General features: G+C 74.0%; 22 protein-coding genes. 13 read left to right on the forward strand and 9 right to left on the reverse strand.

The window, feature by feature from the left end; genetic code table 11:
• Nucleotides 1-16: 16 nt before the first annotated feature.
• On the forward strand, nt 17-1417 hold the full coding sequence (locus tag ACZ3J7_RS06455) for a uracil-xanthine permease family protein (protein ID WP_465618012.1): 1401 nt from the start codon (nt 17-19) through the stop codon (nt 1415-1417).
• 7 nt (nt 1418-1424) lie between these two features.
• On the opposite strand, the gene ACZ3J7_RS06460 is transcribed toward ACZ3J7_RS06455, so the two are convergent.
• Nucleotides 1425-1823 carry a MerR family transcriptional regulator gene (locus ACZ3J7_RS06460; protein ID WP_465617463.1) on the reverse strand — a complete coding sequence of 133 codons (399 nt, stop codon included), beginning with the start codon at nt 1821-1823 and terminating at the stop codon, nt 1425-1427.
• A gap of 119 nt (nt 1824-1942) precedes the next feature.
• Between ACZ3J7_RS06460 and ACZ3J7_RS06465 the strand changes: the two genes are divergently transcribed.
• The 5 genes from ACZ3J7_RS06465 (at nt 1943) to ACZ3J7_RS06485 (ending at nt 6002) form a co-directional block, all read left to right on the forward strand.
• The gene (locus ACZ3J7_RS06465; RefSeq protein ID WP_465617465.1) at nt 1943-3013 is read left to right on the forward strand and encodes an aldo/keto reductase; all 1071 of its coding nucleotides are present in this window, start codon (nt 1943-1945) and stop codon (nt 3011-3013) included.
• A gap of 88 nt (nt 3014-3101) precedes the next feature.
• The gene (locus ACZ3J7_RS06470) at nt 3102-3842 is read left to right on the forward strand and encodes a WXG100-like domain-containing protein (RefSeq protein WP_465617467.1); all 741 of its coding nucleotides are present in this window, start codon (nt 3102-3104) and stop codon (nt 3840-3842) included.
• Nucleotides 3839-4495, forward strand: a complete 657-nt coding sequence (locus tag ACZ3J7_RS06475) for a NucA/NucB deoxyribonuclease domain-containing protein (protein WP_465617469.1) — start codon at nt 3839-3841, stop codon at nt 4493-4495. The genes ACZ3J7_RS06470 and ACZ3J7_RS06475 overlap by 4 nt, the downstream gene beginning before the upstream one ends.
• Nucleotides 4496-4557: 62 nt before the next feature.
• On the forward strand, nt 4558-5376 hold the full coding sequence (locus ACZ3J7_RS06480) for a hypothetical protein (RefSeq protein ID WP_465617471.1): 819 nt from the start codon (nt 4558-4560) through the stop codon (nt 5374-5376).
• Nucleotides 5373-6002 carry an SMI1/KNR4 family protein gene (locus tag ACZ3J7_RS06485; protein WP_465617473.1) on the forward strand — a complete coding sequence of 210 codons (630 nt, stop codon included), beginning with the start codon at nt 5373-5375 and terminating at the stop codon, nt 6000-6002. Before ACZ3J7_RS06480 ends, ACZ3J7_RS06485 begins: the two co-directional genes overlap by 4 nt.
• Before the next feature lie 42 nt (nt 6003-6044).
• On the opposite strand, the gene ACZ3J7_RS06490 is transcribed toward ACZ3J7_RS06485, so the two are convergent.
• From ACZ3J7_RS06490 to ACZ3J7_RS06510, 5 genes are all read right to left on the reverse strand, one after another.
• Entirely contained in the window at nt 6045-7817 is a 1773-nt protein-coding gene (locus tag ACZ3J7_RS06490; RefSeq protein WP_465617475.1) for a hypothetical protein, read from the reverse strand.
• Nucleotides 7818-7953: 136 nt separating this feature from the next.
• Nucleotides 7954-8715 carry an ABC transporter ATP-binding protein gene (locus tag ACZ3J7_RS06495; protein WP_465618014.1) on the reverse strand — a complete coding sequence of 254 codons (762 nt, stop codon included), beginning with the start codon at nt 8713-8715 and terminating at the stop codon, nt 7954-7956.
• Between the two features lie 85 nt (nt 8716-8800).
• Complete coding sequence (locus ACZ3J7_RS06500) at nt 8801-9844, reverse strand: taurine ABC transporter substrate-binding protein (protein WP_465617477.1); 1044 nt, start codon at nt 9842-9844, stop codon at nt 8801-8803.
• A 38-nt stretch (nt 9845-9882) separates the two neighbouring features.
• Entirely contained in the window at nt 9883-10743 is an 861-nt protein-coding gene (locus tag ACZ3J7_RS06505; RefSeq protein ID WP_465617479.1) for an ABC transporter permease, read from the reverse strand.
• On the reverse strand, nt 10740-11921 hold the full coding sequence (locus ACZ3J7_RS06510) for an LLM class flavin-dependent oxidoreductase (RefSeq protein ID WP_465617481.1): 1182 nt from the start codon (nt 11919-11921) through the stop codon (nt 10740-10742). Before ACZ3J7_RS06510 ends, ACZ3J7_RS06505 begins: the two co-directional genes overlap by 4 nt.
• Before the next feature lie 723 nt (nt 11922-12644).
• On the opposite strand from ACZ3J7_RS06510, the gene ACZ3J7_RS06515 reads away from it, so the two are divergent.
• Both ACZ3J7_RS06515 and ACZ3J7_RS06520 read left to right on the forward strand, forming a co-directional pair.
• The gene (locus tag ACZ3J7_RS06515; protein WP_465617482.1) at nt 12645-13457 is read left to right on the forward strand and encodes a lytic polysaccharide monooxygenase; all 813 of its coding nucleotides are present in this window, start codon (nt 12645-12647) and stop codon (nt 13455-13457) included.
• A 469-nt stretch (nt 13458-13926) separates the two neighbouring features.
• The gene (locus tag ACZ3J7_RS06520) at nt 13927-14400 is read left to right on the forward strand and encodes a GNAT family N-acetyltransferase (RefSeq protein ID WP_465617484.1); all 474 of its coding nucleotides are present in this window, start codon (nt 13927-13929) and stop codon (nt 14398-14400) included.
• Between the two features lie 168 nt (nt 14401-14568).
• On the opposite strand, the gene ACZ3J7_RS06525 is transcribed toward ACZ3J7_RS06520, so the two are convergent.
• Nucleotides 14569-15294, reverse strand: coding sequence for an SDR family NAD(P)-dependent oxidoreductase (locus ACZ3J7_RS06525; RefSeq protein WP_465617486.1), 726 nt, complete (start codon nt 15292-15294; stop codon nt 14569-14571).
• Between the two features lie 45 nt (nt 15295-15339).
• Between ACZ3J7_RS06525 and ACZ3J7_RS06530 the strand changes: the two genes are divergently transcribed.
• Nucleotides 15340-15873: a MarR family winged helix-turn-helix transcriptional regulator gene (locus tag ACZ3J7_RS06530; protein WP_465617488.1), complete on the forward strand. Its 534-nt coding sequence runs from the start codon at nt 15340-15342 to the stop codon at nt 15871-15873.
• A 115-nt stretch (nt 15874-15988) separates the two neighbouring features.
• Here the strand turns inward: ACZ3J7_RS06530 and ACZ3J7_RS06535 are convergent, their stop codons facing one another.
• On the reverse strand, nt 15989-17263 hold the full coding sequence (locus tag ACZ3J7_RS06535; protein WP_465617490.1) for an MFS transporter: 1275 nt from the start codon (nt 17261-17263) through the stop codon (nt 15989-15991).
• A 145-nt stretch (nt 17264-17408) separates the two neighbouring features.
• Entirely contained in the window at nt 17409-18431 is a 1023-nt protein-coding gene (locus ACZ3J7_RS06540) for a hypothetical protein (protein WP_465617491.1), read from the reverse strand.
• A 264-nt stretch (nt 18432-18695) separates the two neighbouring features.
• Between ACZ3J7_RS06540 and ACZ3J7_RS06545 the strand changes: the two genes are divergently transcribed.
• Genes ACZ3J7_RS06545 through ACZ3J7_RS06560 form a run of 4 tightly spaced genes read left to right on the forward strand, consistent with a single transcriptional unit; the run spans nt 18696 to nt 22769 of the window.
• A complete protein-coding gene (locus tag ACZ3J7_RS06545; RefSeq protein WP_465618016.1) occupies nt 18696-19985 on the forward strand; it encodes a condensation domain-containing protein in 1290 nt (429 codons plus the stop codon).
• A gap of 17 nt (nt 19986-20002) precedes the next feature.
• The gene (locus tag ACZ3J7_RS06550) at nt 20003-20248 is read left to right on the forward strand and encodes a phosphopantetheine-binding protein (protein ID WP_465617493.1); all 246 of its coding nucleotides are present in this window, start codon (nt 20003-20005) and stop codon (nt 20246-20248) included.
• Nucleotides 20245-21879: an AMP-binding protein gene (locus tag ACZ3J7_RS06555; RefSeq protein WP_465617494.1), complete on the forward strand. Its 1635-nt coding sequence runs from the start codon at nt 20245-20247 to the stop codon at nt 21877-21879. Before ACZ3J7_RS06550 ends, ACZ3J7_RS06555 begins: the two co-directional genes overlap by 4 nt.
• On the forward strand, nt 21876-22769 hold the full coding sequence (locus ACZ3J7_RS06560) for an isocitrate lyase/phosphoenolpyruvate mutase family protein (RefSeq protein ID WP_465617496.1): 894 nt from the start codon (nt 21876-21878) through the stop codon (nt 22767-22769). The genes ACZ3J7_RS06555 and ACZ3J7_RS06560 overlap by 4 nt, the downstream gene beginning before the upstream one ends.
• Nucleotides 22770-22773 lie beyond the last annotated feature (4 nt).

The following is a 22773-nucleotide window of genomic DNA, read 5'->3' on the forward strand; positions in this document are numbered from 1 at the left end:
AGAGATGGTGCGCGGGATGAAGGTCGGGTTCGGGTGGAAGCTGCACGGGGACGGGCGGGCGCCGCGGCCCGGGGCGGTGGTGCGGCCGGACGAGCGGCTGTCGTGGGGGCGGACGGTCGGCCTCGGCGCGCAGCACGTGGTGGCGATGTTCGGGGCGACGTTCGTGGCGCCCGTGCTGATGGGGCTGGACCCCAACCTCGCGGTGATGGTGTCGGGCGTGGCGACGGTGTTCTTCCTGCTGGTGACGCAGGGCCGGATCCCGTCCTACCTGGGCTCCAGCCTGTCGTTCGTCGGCGTGGCGGCGGTGATCAAGTCGCAGGGCGGGGACGCGGCGACGCTGACGGGTGCGCTGCTGGTGGTGGGCGCGGTGCTGGCGGCGTGCGGGGCGGTGGTGCAGGGCTTCGGGGCGAAGGTGATCCACGCGGTGCTGCCGCCGGTGGTGACCGGGGCCGTGGTGATGCTGATCGGGTTCAACCTGGCGCCGGTGGCGGCGGGGACGTACTGGCCGCAGGACCAGTGGACGGCGCTGCTGGTGATGGCGTTCACGGCGCTGGCACTGGTGGTGCTGCGGGGGTTCTGGTCGCGGATCGCGATCTTCCTGGGGCTGCTGTTCGGGTACGCGGTGTCGTGGCTGTTCGACCGGGTCTTCGGGAGGATCGACTCGCCGGTGGGCGGCGGCGCGTCGGCCGAGCACTGGCGCCTGGACCTGTCGGGCGTCGGGAAGGCGGACTGGATCGGCCTGCCGTCCCTGCACGCGCCGAGCTTCTCGGCCTCGGCGGTGCTGGTCGCGCTGCCGGTGGTGGTGGCGCTGATCGCGGAGAACGCGGGCCACGTGAAGGCGGTCTCCGAGATGACGGGCGACCCGCTGGACGACCGGATGGGCACGGCGATCATGGCGGACGGCGCGGCGACGGTGCTGTCGACGGCGGTGGGCGGTCCGGCGACGACGACGTACGCGGAGAACATCGGCGTGATGGCAGCGACCCGGGTGTACTCGACGGCGGCGTACTGGTGCGCGGCCGGTTTCGCGATCCTGTTCGGCCTGTGCCCGAAGTTCGGCGCGGTCGTCGCGGCGATCCCGGGCGGCGTGCTCGGCGGCATCACCGTCGTCCTCTACGGCATGATCGGCCTGCTGGGCGCGCAGATCTGGATCCACAACAAGGTGGACCTGACCAACCCGTTGAACCTGGTGCCGGTCGCGGCCGGCGTCATCGTCGGCATCGGCAACGTCACGCTGAGGTTCACCGACACCTTCGAGCTCGGCGGCATCGCGCTGGGCACCCTGATCGCGCTGCTCGGCTACCACGGCCTGCGCGCCCTGGCCCCCGCCCACCTCAAGCACCCGCGGTCCGCCGCGGACGGCCCGCTGCTGGACGAGGGCACCAGCGCCTACGACGACGACCGCCGGCAGGGCTGAGCGCGGCTCAGTCCGGCTGCCCGTCCAGGTAGTCCTCGTACACCGCGACCTTGTGCCGGACGATGTCCAGCGAGCGGCCCAGTTCGGCGAGCCGGTCGAGGACGCGCCGCTCGTGGGCGCGCAGCAGGGCGAGGCGGTCGGGTTCGGTGCCGGCGCCGGCGCGGGCGAGTTCGGTGTAGCGGCGGATCTCCGGGATCGGCATGCCGGAGGCGCGCAGGACGGTGCACAGCCGCAGCCACTCCACGTCGCCCTCGGTGTAGCGGCGCCGTCCGCCGCTCGCCCGCCGGACGGGGTCGGCGAGGATCCCCTCGCGCTCGTAGAACCGCAGGGCGTGCACGCTCAGGCCGGTGCGGGCGGCGACCTGGCCGATGCTCAGGGTCGGCGCCGACCCGTCGGGTGAGGACATCCGGTCAGCATAGGAGGCCGCCGGTCCGGGCCGTCCCGGGGAGTTGATCTAGAGCCCACTCGAGCTCCTAGAGTGGCCGGCGGCCCGCCTGGGCGGCCACGGACGGAAGGGGACTGACCATGCGTTACCGGACTCTCGGCGGCACCGGCATCGAGGTGAGCGCGCACTGCCTGGGCACGATGATGCTCGGCTCGGTGGGCAACCCGGACCACGGCGAGGGCGTGCGGCTGGTGCACCGCGCGCTGGACGCCGGGATCAACTTCGTCGACACCGCCGACATGTACTCGGCGGGCGAGTCGGAGGAGATCGTCGGCAAGGCGCTGCAGGGGCGGCGCGACGACGTGGTGCTGGCCACCAAGGTGCACTTCCCGATGGGCGCGGGGCCGAACCGGGGCGGCAACTCGCGGCGGTGGATCCTGCGCGCGGTGGAGGACAGCCTGCGGCGGCTGCGCACCGACTGGATCGACCTGTACCAGGTGCACCGGCCCGACCACCGCACGGACGTCGAGGAGACCCTGTCGGTGCTCGACGACCTCGTCCGGCAGGGCAAGGTCCGGGCGTTCGGCTGCTCGACCTTCCCCCCCGCGGAGCTCGTCGAGGCGCACTGGACGGCCGAGCGCCGCGCGCTGCCCCGGTTCCGGACCGAGCAGCCGCCGTACTCGCTGCTGGCCCGGGGCGTGGAGGCCACGGTGCTGCCGGTCGCCCGCCGGTACGGGATGGGCGTGCTGACCTGGGCGCCGCTCGCCTCCGGCTTCCTGTCCGGCCGCTACCGCCGGGGCGGGGCGGTCGACCTGGGCAGCGGCCGGGCCGCGCTGACCCCGCACCGCTTCGACCCGGCGCTGCCCGAGAACGTCCGCAAGCTCGACGCCGTCGAGCAGCTGGTCGCGCTGGCCGACGAGATCGGCTGCACGCTGCCCGAACTCGCCGTCGCCTTCCCGCTCGCCCACCCGGCGGTCACCTCGGTGATCCTCGGCCCCCGGACGGTCGAGCAGCTCGACGGCCTGCTCGGGGGCGCGACGCTCACCCTGGACGACGACGTCCTGGACCGGATCGACGCGATCGTCCCGCCCGGCACCGACCTCTACCCGCCGGACGGCGCCTGGCGCTCCCCCGCCCTCGCCCCGGCCGCCCTGCGCCGGCCCCGCCACGACCGGGCGGCGGCGGACCCCGAGGAGCGGGCCGGGTCCTGATCCGTGCCCCGGCCCTTGCCCCGCGGCCGGGTCGCGCTAGGCTATTTGAGCCTTTGTCACGACAACGAGCCCGCGGGGGGACTGGACTGTGGCGATCGAGCTGCCCGACGAGCTGGTCTGGGTGATGGACCTGCTCGGCTTCAACTGGCCACAGGTCAACGAGGACAGTGTCCGCGAGTTCGCCGGCCACGTCCGCAAGTTCGCCGCCGACATCGACGGCACCCACGAGACCGCCTCGGCGATCATCCGGCAGATGGCCGAGCACTACCAGGCCGACTCCTACGGGCAGTTGGTCGAGCGCTGGAACACGATGTCGAACGACCACATGGACGAGATCGTCCAGATCTGCGGTGTGGTCGCCACCGTCCTCGACGTCGCGGCGGACGCCATCGTCGCCGCGAAGCTGGCGGTCATCACGCAGTTGGGGATCGCCGCCGCCGAGCTGGCGGCCGCCGCGGCCACGGCGGTGGTCACCCTCGGCGCCTCGGCGGCCGCCGAGGCCGCGCTGATCGAGGTCACCAAGCGGGTCGTCAACGCGATCCTGCAGGAGGTCGAGCAGCAGATCATCGGCGAGCTGGTCTCCCGGGCCGTCGAACCGCTGGAGGGCGTCGTCGAGCGGGCGCTGAGCGGGCTGGTCTTCAAGGGCGTCCAGGCCGCGCTCGACGGCATCGCGCCCAGCGGCGGCGGCAGCGGCGGCGGCAGCGGCAACTTCCAGATCAACCCCGACGAGCTGCTGCGACTGTCCGCCGCCCTGCACGACCACTCGGAACGGGTCGTCGGCCACGTCAACTCGTTCGCCACCGCGACCTCGGGAGTGTCGTTCAGTTGAGCCATCCCATCGCCAAGGCCCTGGAAGAGGCCGCCGAGAAGATCGGCATGAAGCTGAGCAAGGAGGCCGGCCGCGCCGTCGCCGACATGTACAAGCAGGCCGGCCACGGCACCGAGAAGGTCGTCAAGCACATCGTCGACGCGGACCTGGCGCACCAGCGCGAGATCATCAAGCTCGCCCAGCAGATCGGCAAGAACGAGGGCACGGTCGGCCGGGGCGCGCGGGCCCGGATCAAGCGGCAGGCGGAGGCCCGGACCAGGATCGCCGGCCACTTCGGCGTCAAGGGCGAGTACGACGCGGAGATGCTGGTCCCCCGCTCCCGGTTCCCCGAGTCGGCCAAGCACATCGAGGAGGCCCAGAGCGGGACGGTCTGGCGCGGCGGGGCCTCCCGTCGGCGCCAGGCGCCGAAGCCCTCGGTGCTGACCATCGACCGGACCGCGGAGAAGACCAACCGGGAGAACTCGCTGCGCGGCATCGCCACCCGGCCGCCGGACGACCGCGACGAGTACCCGCCCGCCATGTACAAGGAGGGCGGCACGGGCGCGAGCGTGAAGTACATCCCGCTCAGCGACAACCGGGGGTCCGGCTCCAGCATGGGCAGCGCGGTGGGCGGACTACCGAACGGGGCCAGGGTCAGAATAAGAATCATCTAGGCCGCCGGGGACCGTCCGGCGGGTTCCTAGGACCGTTCAGCGCACGCAAGGAGTGGCACCAGGTGAATTCCGCCGAGCAGCTCGTCTCGCGGGCCCGTCAGGGCCGCTTCCGGGAGGTCCTGCCCGACCTGGTCGGGCTGGCGACCGGTCCGGACGGCTCCCGCGAGCAGGCGTGGGAGGCGGCGGCGGCCGCGATCCAGGTCCTGTTCTGGCAGGACCGCTTCGCCGAGGCCGCCGAGCTGGCCGCCGACCTGATCTCCCGGGACGGGCCGCTCGGCGGCGGCCTGTGCGACCAGGACATGCCGTTCGACGAGGCCTTCCTCGCGGCCGAGGCGCACGCCGGCCTGCCCGCCGCCCCCCGGCTGCGGGCGGCGGCGGAGCGGGTGCCGGACGGGCGGGTGCTGCACGGGCAGCTGCTCTGGCTGGCGGACGCCGTCGGGCAGCACCCCCCGGTCGAGATGCTGCCCGGCTTCGCCGACTGGGACGGCCCGGTGCTGCCGGCGGAGGGCGAGGCCGGCGCCGAGCTGCTCGACCGCCCGTACGGTTCGCTGGACGCCAAGGAGAAGCACCGGTTCTGGCAGCTGCTGATGCAGACCAACGACGCCCCCCGGGCCCGGGCCGCCGCCACGGCCTCCGGCGAGGCACCGGACGACTTCGCCGTGACCACCTGGCTGGCCGGCTGCTACGCCGTCGAGGGCGACCTCGCGGCAGGTGAGAGAATGCTGCTCGCGGCGCACCGCCAGTGGTGGCCGTACATGGGCTGGGACGCCGTCCCGACCGCGGCGGTCCTGCAGCCGACCCTCCGCCTGGTCACCACCGACCGGGTGCGAGAGCACTACCTGACCCGGCCGATCGGCCCTGAAGCGGAGAAGAACGCATGACGCAGAGCGCCCTCGACCAGCTGCTCGGCCGCGCCCGGGGCCCGATGGGACCGAACATCGAGCTCGACTTCGGCGTCCCCGGCGGCCCGCTGGTGGAGCTCGGCCGGCTCATCACGCGCATGAACGGCTTCTTCCTGTTCAACGGCGGCGTGCAGGTCTTCCGGGTCGGCGAGGAGGGCCTGGGCCCGGACATGCTGTCCTGGAACACCGACGAGGTCTGGAAGTCCACCTACGGCGACCTGGCCGACGACCTGTTCTGCTTCGGCCAGGACCTGTTCGGCACCCAGTTCGGCATCGTCGGCGGCGAGGAGGTGGTGACCTTCGAGCCGGAGACCGCCGACCTGGTCTCGCTCGGCACCAGCCTGGAGGAGTGGGCCGCCTGGCTGCTGGCCGACCCGGACGTCAACGGCATCAACTCCTTCGCGCACGCCTACCAGAAGGCGAACGGCCCGCTGGAACCGGACGAGCGGCTGCTGCCGCTCCAGTTCTTCGTCATGGGCGGCAGCTACGACTTCGACAACCTGGTCGCCCGGGACGCGGCCGCCGCCATGCGCATCCGCGGCCCGATCGCGCAGAAGGTCTTCGACCTGCCGGACGGCGCCGAGATCCACCTCGGCACCGACTGAGCCCCACCGCCCGCACGCGGCGGGCCGCCCCCGCGCGGGGGTTCAGGACGGCAGGCGGCCCTGTAGCACCCGGGACAGTTCCGCGACGCAGTCGGCCAGCTGCCGGTCGCTCAGCTGCGCCGGGTCGCCGCCGCAGCCGGCGGCCGGCGGGCCGGAGGGTCGGGGCGCGGGTGCCGGGGGCTGCTGGGCGCCGGGCGGGGTGATCGGGCCCTTCAGCGAGACCAGGTTGGGGGTGACGGTGGCGTCGCCGGAGAGGTCGATGTAGTCCTGGGTCTGCCCGTTGAAGTCGACGAAGCCGCGCCACATGTCGTGGCCGAACGGGACGATCTCCTGGAGCGCGCCGCCCTGGCCGACGCTGATCGTGACGGAGGTCTGCTGGGCCATGTAGGAGACCATCCGGCTGGCCAGCACGTCCAGGTTGACGGACGGGGCGTCGTCGGCGCGGACGTACACGTGCAGGTCGTTGAGGCCGTCGCCGACCCGGTCGGCCTGCAGGACGGCGAAGGCGACCACCAGTTGCGAGGAGCTCTCCCGGGGGACCAGCGGGGTGACGTAGTAGAGGTGGCCGTCGGCCTTGGAGCGGAGCAGGAACTCGCCGGGGTTGGTGGCGTTGGCGGCGGCCGAGGTGTGGTCGTAGCCGAAGCCCCGGTCGTCCTTGGCGCCGCGGCCGCCGAGCCACTGGACCTCGTGGATCTGCGCGCGGACCACCGAGGCGGGGTAGACCGCGCCGGGCAGGTCGCCGGGGGCGAGGACCGGCCGGTAGGTGACGTCGGGGCGGCCGTCGGCGGAGCCCTTGAGGACGAGGACGCCGGCCGGGGCGAGGACGGTGCGCTGCTTCCAGGCGGTCTGCCGGGCGACCGAGATCACGACGACGGGCCGCGCGGTGCGCGGGTCGGGGCCGTCGCAGTAGCCCCAGACGTCCTGGTCGCTGTAGACCAGGTCGGGGAAGCGCTGGGCGAGCAGGTTGCGCAGGCTGACCGCGCCGGTGCCGCCGAACGCCCGCCCGAAGGCGTGGTCGCCGCGGAAGGCGCAACCGGTCACCGAGTTGGAGCTGCCGTCCCAGACCGCGACGCCCTCCATCGGCTGCTCGCCGGAGCCGTCCAGCACGGCCGTCCAGGAGCCGGCGCCGTCGGCGGTGCCGGGCAGGTAGTGCAGGCTGTGGCCGAGCAGGTGGACGCCGGAGGTGAGGCCGGCGCTGTCGGTGAGCGCCTTGGTGGCGGCCGCGTACGAGGCGGTGCGGGCCTCGAAGTCGAAGTCCGGCATCGGGGCGGTCTTCACGCAGGCGGGGACGTCCGAGGTGCCGACCAGGTCGCAGCGCCGCCCGTCGCCGGGGCGGCTGTGCTCGGTGACGGGCAGCACCGAGCGCGGGGTGGCCGCGCCGCCGGCCGGGACGTCCAGCACGGTGGAGCGGGCGTAGAACCGGCCGGCGTCCTTGTCGTCGTCCCACATGCCGGTGCCGGCCCGCAGCAGCGAGCCGGCCACCGCGAGCACCAGGACGGCCGTCACCAGCCGGGTCCGCCGGTCGCGGTGGCCGACGCCGCTCTCCTCGGCGACGTACGCGACCGCGAACCAGCTGACCGCGAAGCCGACCGCCGCGCAGATCCAGAACAGCGGCGCGGCGTCCGGCAGGCCGCCGTGCGGGAAGAACTGGCGCAGGACCAGCAGCCGGTAGCTCTGGTCCTGCTGGCCGAAGCCGCCGAACACGACGTGCTTGACGAACCAGACCAGGAAGGCCAGCAGCGGCAGCCACAGCCACCAGGCGGCCAGGCCCACCAGGGCGTTCCGCCACGCTCCGCGGATCCGTGTGCGTGCCATCGGCGCTCCCCCGTTCCCGGCCCGCCCCCGCAGGCCCCCGGCCGTGTCCTTCCCGCCGCGCCCGCCCGGCAAGCCTGCGGACGGCCGGGCGGGCGCGGCGGGAACCGTCGAGGAGGGAGCATGCCATGACGGTCCGTCAGTCGGACGCGGCGGCCTCCCGCAGGGTGCGGGACAGCTCGCCGCGCAGCCGGGCGAACTCGGCGGTGCCGCGCAGCGCGGCCGGGTCGGTGGCGGCGTCGCGCGGCAGGTCGACGGGCAGGTCGGCGACCACCCGGCCGGGGTTCGCGGCCATCACCAGGACCCGGGAGCCGAGCAGCACCGCCTCGTCCACCGAGTGGGTGACGAACAGGACGGCGGTGCCGGCCTCGGCGGTGAGGGTGCGCAGCTCCTCCTGGAGGCGTTCGCGGGTCAGGGCGTCGAGCGCGGCGAACGGCTCGTCGAGCAGCAGCAGCCGGGGGCGGCCGGCCAGCGCGCGGGCGATCGCGACCCGCTGCTGCTGGCCGCCGGAGAGCTCCCAGGTGCGCCGTCCGGCGTAGCCGGACAGGCCGACCAGGTCGAGCAACTCGGCGGTGCGGGCGGCTCGTTCGGCCCGGGGCAGGCCGTGCCGGGCGAGCGCGAAGGCCAGGTTGCCGCCGACGGTCCGCCACGGGAACAGCCTCGGCTGCTGGAACACCAGCCCGGTGCCGTGCCCGGGCCGGGGCGGCGCGCCGTGCACCGCCGCCCCGCCCTCGACGGCCCGCTCGAACCCGGCGACCACCCGCAGCAGGGTGGTCTTGCCGCAGCCGGACGGGCCGACCAGGACGGTGAACTCGCCCTCCGCGACGGTCAGCGAGACGTCCGAGACGGCGGTGACCGCCGCCTTGCCGCGCCCCTGGTAGCGGACCGTCACGCCGGTCAACTCGACGGCCGCGGCGGCCCGTTCGGCGACGCCGGCAGCTGGCGCGGCGTCGGCGGCCGGCCCGGCGTCGGCGGCCGGCGCGGCGTCAGCCGCTGACACGGGCCAGCTCCTCGACGGCCAGCGCCTTGGCGAACACCGAGGCGTCGGGCACCGCGTCGACCTTCTGCTGGCCCTTCAGGAACACCGCGGCGTCGTGCAGGTTGTCGGCCAGCTTGCCGGGCGCGCCGGGCTTGCCCAGGTACTCGGGGCCGGCCTGCTCGGCGGCGGTGAGCAGGACGAGCTGCTTGAGCTGGGCGAGCGCGTCGGCGGGGCTGAGGTTCAGCTGCTTGGCGATCGAGGCGGCGGCCTGCTCGGGGTTGTCCTTGGCGAGCCTGACGGCCTGGTCCTCGGCCTTAAGCCAGGCGGTGACGATCTCGGGATGGGCCTGGGCGAAGGCGTCGGTGACCACGCCGAGGTCGGCGGTGCGCTTGCCCTGCTCGGCGAGCTGCCGGCTGGTCACCAGCACCTTGCCGTCCTTCTCCAGCTCGGTGAGGGTGGGCGTCCAGGTGTAGGCGGCGTCGATGTCGCCGCGCTTCCAGGCGGCCAGCGCGTCCTGCGGCTGGAGGTCGATGACGTTGACCTTCGCCGGGTCGACCCCGGCGGCCTGGAGGGCGGCGAGCAGCGAGTAGTGCGAGGTGGAGCCGAACGGGGTGGCGACCTTCTTGCCCACCAGCTGCTCGACCGAGGTGATGCCGCCGCGGGCGACCAGCGCCTCGTTCTCGCCGATCAGGTCGTGCACCCAGAGCACCTTGTACGGGATGTTCAGCGGCGCGGACAGGCCCTTGGTGACGGGGCTGGAGCCGGCCAGTCCGAGGTCGACCGAGCCGGCCAGCACGGCGGTGTTGACGTCGCCGCCGGAGTCGAACTTCACCCACTTGACGTCGGCGTCGGGCAGCGCCTTCTCCAGCAGCCGCTGCTCCTTCACCACCAGGTCGGCGTTGGGTATCTCCTGGTAGGCGATCCGGACGGTGGTTCTGCCCTTGCCGTCGGAGCTGCCGGATCCGGAACTGGAGCAGGCGGTGGCGGTGGCGGTGAGCAGGACGGCGGCAGCGGCGGCGGTGGCGGCGCGCTGGAAGGTACGGCGGTTCACGGTGGACTCCCTTGTCGGCGATGTGGGTGGGTGGGACGTCAGGCGCGGCCGCGCCAGGGCACGGCGACCCGTTCGACGGCCTTCAGCAGGCCGTCCAGGACGATGCCGGACAGGCCGATGGTGATGATCCCGGCGAGCACGACGGCGGTCTGGTTGTAGCGCTGGGCGTCGCGGATCATGCCGCCGATGCCGGGCACGCCGTTGATGGTCTCGGCGGCCACCACCGAGGTGTAGGCGACGCCGACGGCGATCCGCACGCCGGTGAGGATCTCCGGCAGCGCGGCGGGCAGCACCACGCCGCCGAGCAGCGACCAGCGGCCCGCGCCGAGCGCCCGGGCGGCCTCCAGCAGGTCGCCGGGCACGTTCCGGACGGCGGCCGCGGTGGCGGCGGCGACCGGCGGCAGCGCGGCGATCAGCAGCAGCCAGACCTTGGGCGACTCGTCGATGCCGAACCAGATCACCAGCAGGCTCAGGTAGGCCAGCGGCGGCAGGGTGCGCAGGAAGGTGACGGCGGGTTCCAGCACCACCGCGACGGGGCGCAGGGTGCCGATCGCCAGGCCGAGCGCGGTGCCGAACAGGACGGCCCAGCCGGTGCCCTGGGCGATCCGGCGCAGGCTCGCGGCGAGGTGCTCGCCGAGCAGGTGGCCGCTGTAGCCGCGGACGCCGTCGTGCACGGTGGAGGCCAGCACGAACTGGTGCCACACCTCGCCCGGCGAGGGCACCAACGCCCGCGGCCAGACCTCGAGTTGCACGACGACCTGCCAGCCGGCCAGCAGCGCGGCGAGCGCCAGCAGGCGCAGGGCCGTCCAGCGCAGCGCTTCGGCGAGGCGCTTGCGGGCGTGCGGGCGCGCGCCCTGGGCGCTCCCGGCCGCGGCCGCGGCCGTGCCCGCCGCGCTCACACCGCACCCCGCACGGCGTCCTGCCGGGCGTCCTGCCGGGCGTCCCGCTCGGCGTCCTGCTGGGCGTCCTGCTGGGCGACGAGCGCGCGGACCCGGGGGACGACCTCCTCGCCGACCCGGTACGCCTCCTCCAGGTGCGGGTAGCCGGAGAGGACGAACTCGTCGACGCCCAGCGCCCGGTACTCGGCGAGCCGGGCGGCGACCTCGTCGTGCGAGCCGACCAGCGCGGTGCCGGCGCCCTCCCGGACCAGGCCGATGCCGGCCCACAGGTTGGGGGCGACCAGCAGGTCGCGGGCGGTGGCGGTGCCGCCGCCGTGCAGGGCGGCCATCCGGGCCTGGCCGGTGGAGTCCATCGCGGCGAACCGGGCCTGGCTGGCGCGGACGGCCTCCGGGTCGAGGCCGGCCAGGATCCGGTCGGCCTCGGCCCAGGCCTGTGCGGAGCTGTCACGGGTGATGACGTGCAGCCGCAGCCCGTAGCGCAGCGTGCGGCCCAGGTCGGCGGCGATGGCGCGCAGCCGGGTGATCCGTTCGCCGATCGCCGCCGGCGGTTCGCCCCACAGGAGTTGGACGTCGGCGCGGCGGGCGGCGACCTGTTCGGCGGCGGGCGAGGCGCCGCCGAAGTACAGCGGGACGGGGTGCTCGACGGCGGGGTCGACGAGCTGGGCGGCGTCGAGGTGCAGGTGGGTGCCCCGCCGGTCGACGCGCTCGCCGTCGAGCAGGTCGCGCAGCGTGGCCATCACCTCGTCGGTGCGGGCGTAGCGCTCGTCGTGGGCCAGGTGGTCGCCGTAGGCGCGCTGTTCGGCGGGGTCGCCGCCGGTGACCACGTTCAGCCGGAGTCGGCCGCCGGCCAACCGGCGGAAGGTGTCGGCCTGTTGGGCGAGCAGGGTGGGGCTGGCGAAGCCGGCCCGGAAGGCGACCAGGAAGCCGATCCGGCTGGTGTGCCGGGTGAGCGCGGAGGCGAGGATCCACGGGTCGACGCAGCCGAGGCCGACGGGGGCGAGCAGCGCGCCGAACCCGGCCTGCTCGGCGGCCTGGGCGACCTGGGCCAGGTAGCCGACGTCGGCGGGCCGGCGGGTCGCGGAGCCGGTGCGGCCCTGCACGGCGGTGACGCCGCCGGGGTCGCGGCCGTCGCCGCCGGTGGGCAGGAACCAGTGGAACTCGGGGGTGCGGGGAGACACGGGGGTCCTCTTCTCCGGAGGTGGCCGGGGCAGGGGGGCGGGTGCGGCGCGGCCCGTCCGTCCCGTCGGTCCCCGTGCGGCCGTGCCGCGTACGGCCGCGCCGGTGCACGGAGCGGACGGGGTACGGGCGGTGCGGGGGCGGGCGCGGCGGCGGGGGCGTACCGGCGGCACCGCAGGCGGGCGTACCGGCCTGCGGACGCGGGGAGGCGGCGGCCTACGGGCGGGGGCGGGAGGGTGCGGCGCTCAGGCGCGGCGACAGGCAGGCGCTCAGGTGCGGCGACAGGCAGCGGAACACACCCGGAGAAGGTCGATGTGACCCCGGGTGGTGAGGAATACGTGCTGCGACATGCGCCGGAAGCTACCACGTCCGGGCCGGTCGGGGTCGGCGGGCGTCCACATCGTGGGACGGGTGTCCATCTGGCGTCGTCCGGTCGGAATGCGCACACCCACGCGCATTTCGGCACGGGCCCGGTGACGTTCGGTCAGGTCCCCGGTGCGCGGCGCGCAGCCCGAGCGGACATTTCGCTCAACCACTTGACCGCGTTCCGTACGCCGCTATCGTCTCCCTCAGTATCCGGTCTAGACCTATGGCCGTCTCCCGACCTGTCGCACCGGTCGCACGGAGGAGTCCCGCTCGTGTCCGCCCCACCGCGCCACGACGGCCCCCTCCCTGCCCCGACGGCCCGGGCGGACCTGAACCCCCACATCAGGAAGGCACCCCACATGCAGACCAAGAGAAAGGTGACCGCCGTCGTCGGCGCGCTGGTCGCCCCCCTGCTCGGCCTGACCATGACGGCGGGCACCGCCAGCGCGCACGGCTGGGTCACCAACCCGGCGAGCCGCCAGGACCAGTGCGCCAACAACGTCGTCAGCTGTGGCCAGATCAAGTACGAACCGCAGAGCGTCGAGGGCCCCAAGGGCCTGACCAGCTGCTCCGCCGGCCACGCCGAGTACGCCGAGCTGGACAACGACAACCTGGGCTGGAAGGTCACCAACGTGTCCTCCGTCCAGACCTTCACCTGGCACTTCACCGCCCGGCACTCCACCTCGAACTGGCAGTACTACATCGGCAGCAAGCTGATCGCCACGTTCCCGGGCAACAACGCCCAGCCGCCGGCCGACCTCAGCCAGACCGTGAACTTCGGCAGCTTCACCGGCCGCCAGAAGGTCCTCGCGGTGTGGAACGTCTCGGACACCGCGAACGCGTTCTACTCCTGCATCGACGTCAACATCGGCGGCACCGGCGGGACCACGGGCGGGACCACGGGTGGCACCACCGGCGGCACCACGGGTGGCACCACCGGCGGGACGACCGGCGGCACCACCGGCGGGACCACGGGTGGCACCACCACCGGTGGCACCACCGGCGGCACCGGCACCTGCAAGGCCACCGCCTGGAACGCGACCGCGGCCTACAACGGCGGCGAGACCGTCTCCTACGCGGGCCACAACTGGCGCGCCAAGTGGTGGACCCAGGGCGAGCAGCCCGGCAGCACCGGCCAGTGGGGCGTCTGGGACGACCTCGGCGCCTGCTGAGCTCCCCCACCACCCGTCGTACCCGGCGGACCCGGGTGACCGGCCGGGCGGCCCCCTGTGGGGGAGGGCCGCCCGGCCCGGCCACCCGGACCACCACCGGAGCACCGCACCACAGCACCACCGCACCACCGCCGTACGCGAAGCCCCCGACCACGCCCCGGCCCCACCCGGCGGCGCCCGGTCGGGGGCTTCCGCGTTCCCGGGCCCCGCCGACACCCCTTGCGTTCACCCTTGCCCACCCCCTCGTCCCCCCCTTGCGCAACCCCTCGCCCGACCCCCGCCCGACCCTTGACCTCCGGGCCCGCCATCCGTCCGCAGGCCCGCCCGCCCGCGACGGAGCACGGCCGTACCCCGCTCCGGCCCCCCGGTGGATCCCCCTGACGGCCCGTCCAGCATGATCTCCTCCCGTCCGCAGCCACAGCCGTGGCCGCAGCCGGCCACCCCGGCCCCGTCCGCCCCTGGAGTCGTCATGACGTCAGCCGTCCCCGCCCGCCCCCTGCCGACCGTCCGCCCGGCCGCCCCCGGGGACTTCGCCGAGTGGCGCGCCCTCTACCGGGGCTACGCCGAGTTCTACCGGGTCGAGCAGACCGAGGAGGCCGCCGCCCTGGTGTGGTCCTGGATCCAGGACCCGGACCACGAGGTGAACGCCCTGCTGGCCGAGGACGCCGACGGCCGCCCGGTCGGCCTGGCCCACTACCGCCCCTACGCCCGCCCGCTGGCGGCGAGCACCGGCTGCTTCCTCGACGACCTGTTCGTCTCCCCGGACGCCCGGGGCACCGGCGCCGCGGACGCCCTGCTGGCCCGACTGCGCGAGATCGCGGCCGAACGCGGCTGGAGCGTGGTCCGGTGGATCACCGCCGACGACAACCACCGGGCCCGCTCCAAGTACGACCAGGTCGCCACCCGGACCATGTGGGTGACCTACGACATGGCCCCGCAGTAGTCCTGGAGGTTGTCGCAGAAGGTGGTGGCGGGGCAGGGTGAAGTCCGCGCCGGAGCGGCGGAACGCGACGTCGTCGACCGACTCGGCATCGGACGCCCCCGCTGCTTCGCGGCGACGGCGGCGGCCCGAGCAGCTCCCCTCGCGGCTGCGGCGGCAGCGGCTCGGCGTTCAGCGTCCGGCCAGGGCACCACCGTTGACGTGCAGGGTCTGTCCGGTGATGTGCCGTGCGGCCGGTGAGGCGAGGAACAGCACGGTCTCGGCGATGTCGGCCGGTGTGCCGACCCGGCCGTTGGCCGTCTGGGCGAGCAGCGTGGCGCGGCGCTGCGGCGTCATACCGCCGCGGAAGAAGTCGGTGGCCTCGACGTAGCCCGGGGCGATGACGTTGGCCGTGATCCGGCGCTCGCCGAGCTCCTGCGCCAGGGTGAGGTTCCACGCCTCGACGGCGGCCTTGGCGGCGCCGTAGGAGCCGGATCCACCCCGGTGGGCCGCGATGGAACCGATGTTGACCACGGTGCCGCCGGAGGCCAGCCGCGGCTGCAGCGCGGTGGTGACCAGGACCGCCGAGAGCACGTTGGCGTCGAGGTTGGCACGCCACGCCGCAGCGACGCCGACCAGCCCGACCGGCGGCTCGGCGCCGATGTCGGTGTTGCCCCCGGCATTGTTGACCAGCACGTCCACCTCGCTCGGCAAGGCGTCGAGTGCCGCCTGGACCTGCGCGGGGTCGCTCGCGTCGAAGGCGACCGCGCGCACTTGGGGGCCCAGCCGGGCGGCGGTCTCCTCCAGCACGTCCTTGCGACGGCCGGTGACGACCACCCGGTCCCCCCGCGCGGCGAAGACTTCGGCCACTGCCCGGCCGATCCCGGTGCCACCACCGGTGACGACGACCTGTCGCATCCCCACTCCTCGTTTAGACCTAAATGCATGTGGGACACTACCAGCATGACCACGCCGGACCGCCCCCCCGTCGATCGCGCCGAGGAGATCTCCCGGGCCTGGCAGCGCGAGAAGCCCGGGCTGCCCGTCGACTCGATCGGCATCCTCACCCGCATCCGCCATGCCTCGAAGCTCCTCGACGACGAACGCCGCCGCGCCCTCAGCGAGGTCGACATGGACGCCGCCACCCTCGACCTGCTCAGCACCCTGCGCCGCTCCGGTCAGCCCTACCGCCTCTCCACCCGCGAGCTCGCCGCCCGCTGCCTGATCACACCCGGAGCGGTGACCCAGCGAGTCGATCGAGCCCAGCGGCAGGGACTCGTGCGCAGACTGGCCGCGCACCCCGGCACGCGCACCGTGCCCGTGGAGCTGACCCCCGAGGGCCACCGCGCCGTGGACCACGCCGTCGACGGCCTGCTGAACGACGAACAGGGCATCATCGAGGTCCTGACGCCACCGGAACAGAAGGAACTGGCCCGCCTCCTGACCGTGCTCCTGGGGGGCCTCACCCACCGCGCCCACGACCGCCACCAGGCCTGAACCGCACGAAGAGGCCCGATGGTGACCGCTCGCACGGCGTCGGCGACGCCATCGGCGACCGACTCGCACTCCCGGCCGGGCGCCGGCCGGCCGGGGCTGCCACGGGGCCGCTCCGCTAGTGGTTGTCGGCGGGTTCCGGCCGCGGTGCGGCGGCGGGCCGGGGGCGTTCCGCCCGGGGCAGGGTGCGGACGGCCGGGACCAGGAGCAGGACGACGAAGCTGACGCCGGCGATGACGGCGGAGGTGCCCTGCGCCGTACGGGCCCCGAGCAGTTCGCTGATCGGGCCGGCCAGCGCCTGGCCCGCGGGGAAGGCGATCAGCGAGCCGGCCACGTCGTAGGCGTAGACCCGGTTGAGCACCTCGCCCGGAACGTGCGTCTGGACGCTGGTCGCCCACATGACGCTCCAGAAGGCCCAGGCCGCGCCGCCCACCACGAAGCAGGCGGCCCGGCTCCAGAGCGGCAGCGCCAGCGCGTTCGACAGCGGCATCAGCGCCCACACCAGCATCGCCGTCGCCCCGGCGGCGAGGGGCCGGGGCGGGCGCAGCCTGACGCCGATCAGGCCGCCCAGGACGTTGCCCGCGCCGAAGGCCGTCCAGACCACGCCGAGGCCGGCCGAGCCGTACGCGCCGGTCACCAGCACGGTGGTGACCGGCCGGATGGGGCCGAAGGTGGTGAGGCCGTTGACGATCCAGACCCCGATCACCACGCACAGCCAGGTCCGGGACCGGAACTCCTGCCAGCCCTCGACGAGGTTGCGCCAGGTCGACGCCTTCCGGGCCGGTCGCGGTACGGCCGCCAGCCGCAGCATCAGCAGGCACAGTCCGCTGACCGCGAAGGTCCCGGCGTCCAGGGCCAGCACGGTGGCCACGTCGCCGACCGCCAGCAGCAGCGCGGCCAGGGTCGGTCCGCCCATGGTGGCGATCGCCTCGGCGATCCGGAGCGTGGCGTTGGCCCGCTGGAGGTCGGAGGCCACCTGCGGGACGACGCTGGCGACGCCGGGCTGGAAGGCCGCGGTGGCGGTGCCGCTGAGCGCGGCCAGGCCCATCAGCAGCCAGAGCGGCGGGTGCCCGACGGCGAAGGCGGTGGCGGCGCACCCCTGGACGACCAGCCTGACCGCGTCGGCGCCCATCATCATCCGGCGAGGGGTGAAGCGGTCGGCGAGCACACCGCCGAAGAGCACGAACACCGCCAGCGGGAGCATCTGCGAGGCGAGCACGTAGCCGACCCCGGAAGCGCCGTAGCCGAGCGAGACCACGCCGTACATCAGGGCGACCGGGAGCATCGCGTCGCCGAGCAGGGAGACGAGCCGGGCGGTGAAGTAGTAGCGGAAGTCCCGGGTCCACAGCGGGGCGGCGGTTCTGTCGGCGGGTTCGTGGACGCTGGCGGCCATGAAGGGTCCGTTTCTCGTTCGGCGGGTCAAAGGACGGGGTGCTGCCGGCACCCCGGCGGCGGAGGGCGCGCCCTTTCGGGCCGGTGCGGCGCCAGGAGGCCTGCCGGGGATGGGAACTGACGCCTGGTCAGCCGCCGGTGCCCGTTCAGGAGGCCGCGACCAGGCCGAGGCGGACGGCTTCGGCTCCGGCCTGGAACCGGGTGCGGGAGTTGAGGGTGGCGAGCAGTTCGGAGACGTGCCGGCGGCAGGTGCGCAGGGAGATGGAGAGCATCCGGGCGATGGCGTCGTCGGAGTGCCCGGCCGAGAGCAGTTCGAGGATGCTCGTGCGCAGGTCGCCGGCGTCCAGCCGGGGCGCGCTCTCGTCGGTGCGCTGGACGAAGGGGGCCGCGGTGTCCCACATGCGGTCGTGCAGGGTGCCGAGGAAGGCCGCGATCCGGGCGTCGGTGACCACGGTGGCGGGTGCCCGCTCGTCGGGTTCGGCCGGCAGGACGGCGAGTTCGCGGTCGAAGAGCAGCAGGCGCACCGGCACGTCGGCGGTGGTGCGGATCTCGGCACCGGCCCGGTGCAGCCGGTGCAGCCTGGAGCGGACGGCGGGGCTGGACTTGGCGGCGTGCTGGGTGAGGACCCGCAGTTCCACCCCGGCGTCGAGGTCGGCGAGCACGGTGTCCTCGGTGTCCGTGAGCAGGTCGTGCGGGTCGGTCGCCGTGTCGGCCGGGCGCAGGATCAGCAGTTCCTTGCGGCAGGCGTGGGCGGCCTCGCGCAGCCGGTGGGCCAGCGAGCCGAGGTCGTCGACCAGGAAGCTGGACCCGGCGGGGGTGTGCCCGTGCAGGAAGTCGACGTAGGTGCCGACGTAGCTGCGGATGCGGTCGCCCACCGCGGCCATCCGCTGCTGGCGTTCCTGGACCTCCAGCTGCCACGGTTCGATCAGGTCCGAGGCCGCGGACTGCGGGGACGCCGGCACCAGGACGCCGTGCGCGCCGACCGGGCGCAGCAGCCGCAGTTCCAGCAGGGCGGCCACCGCGGCCTCGGCCTCGGCCGCCGACAGGCCGAGCGCCCGGCGCACGGTGTGGACGTCGCTGCCCTCGCGGACCAGGAAGTGCAGGTAGACCGCGCGCGACAGGTCCTCGTGCCCTTCCGTTGACGCTCTCGTGATAGGTGATGCTGTCATCGAAGATCCCCCTCTTCAGGTGACTGTCCACTTCTGTCCCTGCACTTCCATGCCATGCGAGCGGCGTTGTGTTGCGAAGGATCACCGCCCAAGAATGGAGCGCGGAGCGGCTCAGAGTATAGGTGTCCGGCGGATAGGCGGACAAGGGTGTTCCGTTGCCGCGCCTGATCACCGTTCCTTGTCCGACCATGCCTACCGGTGTTCTCCGCGTGAGAAGGAGGTGCTCGTGTGGATGCATTCCCGCTGACCGCTGAACAGCGCAGCATGCTGTTTCTCGAAGGGATCTTCGGGCCCGGGATATTTCATAATGTGAGTTTCGGGGCCGCCGTCCCCGCAGGTGCCACCGGGGCTGCCGTCCTGGCCGCGATCGAGGCGCTGACCAGCGGACATGACGGCCTTCGCAGCCGTTCCGTCGGCCGGTCGAACTTCCTTCAGACGATCTCCGACGAGCCCGTCGGGACCGTGTCGAGGAAAGTCGCCGGAGGTGGGGTCGAGAGCGAGTTCGACCGCCTCCGCAGCGAGCTGCACAATGTGGACCTCGGACCCGGGAGGGTGCGATTCGACGTCCTGGAAGAGGACGACGGCACTCCGCTTCAAATACTCGGAACAGTGGCCCACCTGGTGGCGGACGGATATTCCGGCTCATTGCTCGCGGACAATCTTCTCGCCCTTCTCGAAGGGCGTCCGGTGGAATCCCCCGGGAGTTTTCCGGAGATCGCCCGGGCCCGGACGCCGGGCGACCGGGAGACGGCGGCCGAAATAGCCCACTGGCGGCGGGCCGCGGACGGGACGGAGCCGCTCGCCGGAATCCTGCGGCGCACCGCGCCGCGGAGCGCGTGGGTGCGCAATCAGGTCGACCGCGAGCTGCCGGGGGGAGCCGCGCACCGGCGGCTGCGCGCGTTGGTGCGGAGCTGCCGGGCCACCCCGTTCGCGGTGCTCGCCGCGGTGACCGCGGTCGCGGTGTGGCGGCGCTCCGGGCGCTCGGCCTTCCTGCTGCACACGCCGGTCTCCACCCGGCGCGACGCGGTGGAGCGGGCGACGGCCGGCAACTTCGTGATGGACCGTCCGATCCCCTGCCGGGTGGATCCGACCGAGCCGCTGTCCGCGCTGGTCGGGCGGGTGCAGGCGCAGGTGTGGCGGGCGGCGCGGTACGCCCGGCTGAGCGTGCCGGAGCTGCTGTGCGCGGTGCCCGAGTACAGGGCGGCACTGCTGGAGGACGGCGCCGACTACCTCCAGCTGCACGTGGACGTGCAGAGCGCGGGAGCCACCGGGGTGCTGAGCAGCCCCGGCGGGTCGACCGGCGTCCGCACCCTGGGCGCGTTCGCCCCGGCGCACGACCTCACGGTCACCACGCTGCGCTTCCGGTTCAGCGAGTCCCGTCTGTTCACTCGAACATTCTCCGGGGGTTCACCGGATGCTATCCGGGATGCCCTGGAACTGTGCTCGGAGGCGACGTCGATCTTCGACGCGATCGACCAACACACCGACACCGCTATGGAACTGGCGGCCCGCGTGGATCGGGGCGGCGCCCCGAATCGCGCGTTGATTGTCTAGACCACGAAGGATTTTGCATGGACATCACCATCGCCGACGAGTTCACGCGTTTCTTGCGCCCCTACTGTCGCGATCTGGCCGCCGACTGCGAACTCACCGACGACACACCGCTGGTGGAAGTCGGCATCGACTCGCTGCTCGTGGTCGAGCTGGTCACCGCGATCGAGGACCACTACGGGATCGAGTTCCCCGAGGAACTGCTCGAACCCGGCACCTTCGCCACCCCCGGCACCCTGCGACACGCCCTGGAGCCGCTGCTGTGACCACCCCGCTCCGGCTGCGCGGCCCCGACCGGGCGCTGCGCCGCCCGCAGCCGCTCGACCTGGGCGAGACCGTGGTCGGCCGCGTCCACCGGCAGGCCGCCCTGACCCCCGGGCGCACCGCCGTCCTGGACGGCGGGAGAGCGGTCGACTACGCCCGACTGGACGCCGAGGCCCGCCGCCACGGCGCGGCGCTGCGCGCGGCGGGCTGCGCCCCGGGCGAGCCCGTGCTGGTCCAGGGGCCTCGCTCGGCCACCGCGATCGCCGTCTTCCTGGCGATGGAGGACCTCGGCTGCGTGCACGTCCCGCTCGACCCCGACTGGAGCGCCGAACGCGTCGCCGAGGTGGCCCACCACAGCGGTGCCACCCGGCTGGTGCGCCACGGCGCGCCGGGGGGACCGCCCCCCGCGTCGCTGCGGCTGGTCGAACTGGCCGAGGAGCCCGCCGCCGCCACCGGGACGGCCGACGGGCCGGCCCCCCGCGGGCGGGCCGACCCCGCCGAGCCGCGGTACGCCCTGCACACCGCCGAGTTCACGGGCGGCGCCGAGGGCGCGGTGACGGCCCACGCCGGCATGGTCAACCACCTGTGGGCGAAGGTCACGGACCTCGGCCTCACCGCCGCGGACCGGGTCGCCTACAGCGCCCCGCAGGTGTTCGACACCGCGGTGTGGCAGATGCTCGCACCGCTGCTGGTCGGCGCGACGGTGGCGGTGGTCGACGAGGCCGACACCGCGTTCCCCCGCCGGCTGGCCGGAGCCCTGGACCGCACCGGCACCACCGTGGTCGAACTCGTGCCCACCGCCGTCGGCTGGCTGCTCGACCGCTTCGAGCGGACCGCCGGGAGGAACCCCGGCGGGCCCGGTGGCGCCCCGCCGACCGGTGGCGCCCCGCCGACCGGTGGCGCCCTGCGCCTGCTGGTCGCCACCGGCGGCGAGCTGAGCCCGGCGCTGGCCGCCCGCGTCGCCGCCGTGCTGCCTGGCGTCACCACGGTGTTCGCCAACGGCCCGGTCGAGTGCGCGGACGACGTGCTGCACCACCGGGTGGGCGTCGCCGACCTGTCCGCGGCGCGCGTCCCCCGGGGCCGTCCGATCCCCAACGCGGTGCTCTCCGCCGTGCTGCCGGAACCGGACGGCGCCTGGCGGCACGCCGAGCCCGGCGAGATCGGCGAACTCCTGGTCCAGGGCGCGCCGGTGGGCCTGGGGCACCTCGACCACGGCCGCGTCCGCACCGGAGCCTACCTGCGCGACACCACCCCCGACGCCGGACCGACCGGACTGGCCTTCCGCACCGGCGACCTGGTCTCCCTGCACGCCGGGGAGGTCCGCTACCACGGCCGTGTCGACCGCCAACTCCTCTACCGGGGAGAGCGGTTGGCCCTGGAGGAGGTGGAGCTGGAACTCCAGCGCCACCCCGGCGTGCGGCGCTGCGCGGTGCTCGCCGGCGAGCGCGACGGGGACGTCGAGCTCCAGGTGTTCTACGTCGCCTCCGACCCCGGCGACCCGCCCGACGGGCCGGCCACGGCCCCCGGGCACCCCGGCCTGCGGCTGAGCTGGACCCGCCGCACCGTCCTGCCGCTCACCCGCAAGGGCGAGATCGACCACCGGGCGCTGTCCCGCGCCCAGGACCCGTCATGAACCCCGCTGCCCCCACGAGGAGACCCGCCGTGCTGCGCGCCAACCACCCGTCCTTCCGCTCCGTCCTCGCCGACTCGGACATCGTCCGCGTCGCCGGGGCGCACCACGCCCTCAGCGGCTACCTGGCCCAGGAGGCCGGATTCCAGGCGGTCTGGTCCTCCAGCTTCGAGGTCTCGGCGTCCCGCTGCCTGCCCGACGCCAGCATCCTGAGCATGAGCGAGTACCTGGAGGCCGCGGCCAACATCCAGAAGGCGCTGAGCATCCCGGTGATCGCCGACTGCGACACCGGCTACGGCGACAACCTCAACGTGGCCCACATGGTGCACGAGTTCGAGGGGGCCGGCATCACCGCCGTGTGCATCGAGGACAAGCTGTTCCCGAAGATGAACAGCTTCGTCGGCAGCGGCCAGGCCCTGCTGGACACCGCCGGCTTCGCGGCCAAGATCCGCACCGCCAAGAACGCCCAGCACAGCTCCGACTTCTTCGTCATCGCCCGCACCGAGGCGCTGATCAGCGGCCTCGACGTCGACCAGGCGCTGGAGCGCTGCCGCGCGTACGCCGATTCCGGCGCCGACGCGGTGCTGGTCCACTCCAAGCAGCGCACCAAGGACCAGGTGCTGGCCTTCCTCGACGGCTGGGACGGGCGGGTCCCGGTGGTCGTGGTGCCCACCACCTACCCCGACTGGCACGTCGACGAGGCCCGGGCGGCCGGCGTCTCCGTGGTGATCTACGCCAACCAGGGCCTGCGCGCCTCGGTCTCCTCGCTGCGCGACGCCTACCGGGCGATCTACCGGGACGGGGACACCACCGGCATCGAGGGCTCGATCGCCTCGGTCGGCGACCTGTTCGAGCTCCAGCGGCTCGCCGAGTGGCAGAAGCTCGGTGTCTGAGCCC

It is taken from the genome of Kitasatospora sp. NPDC015121, assembly GCF_055562955.1.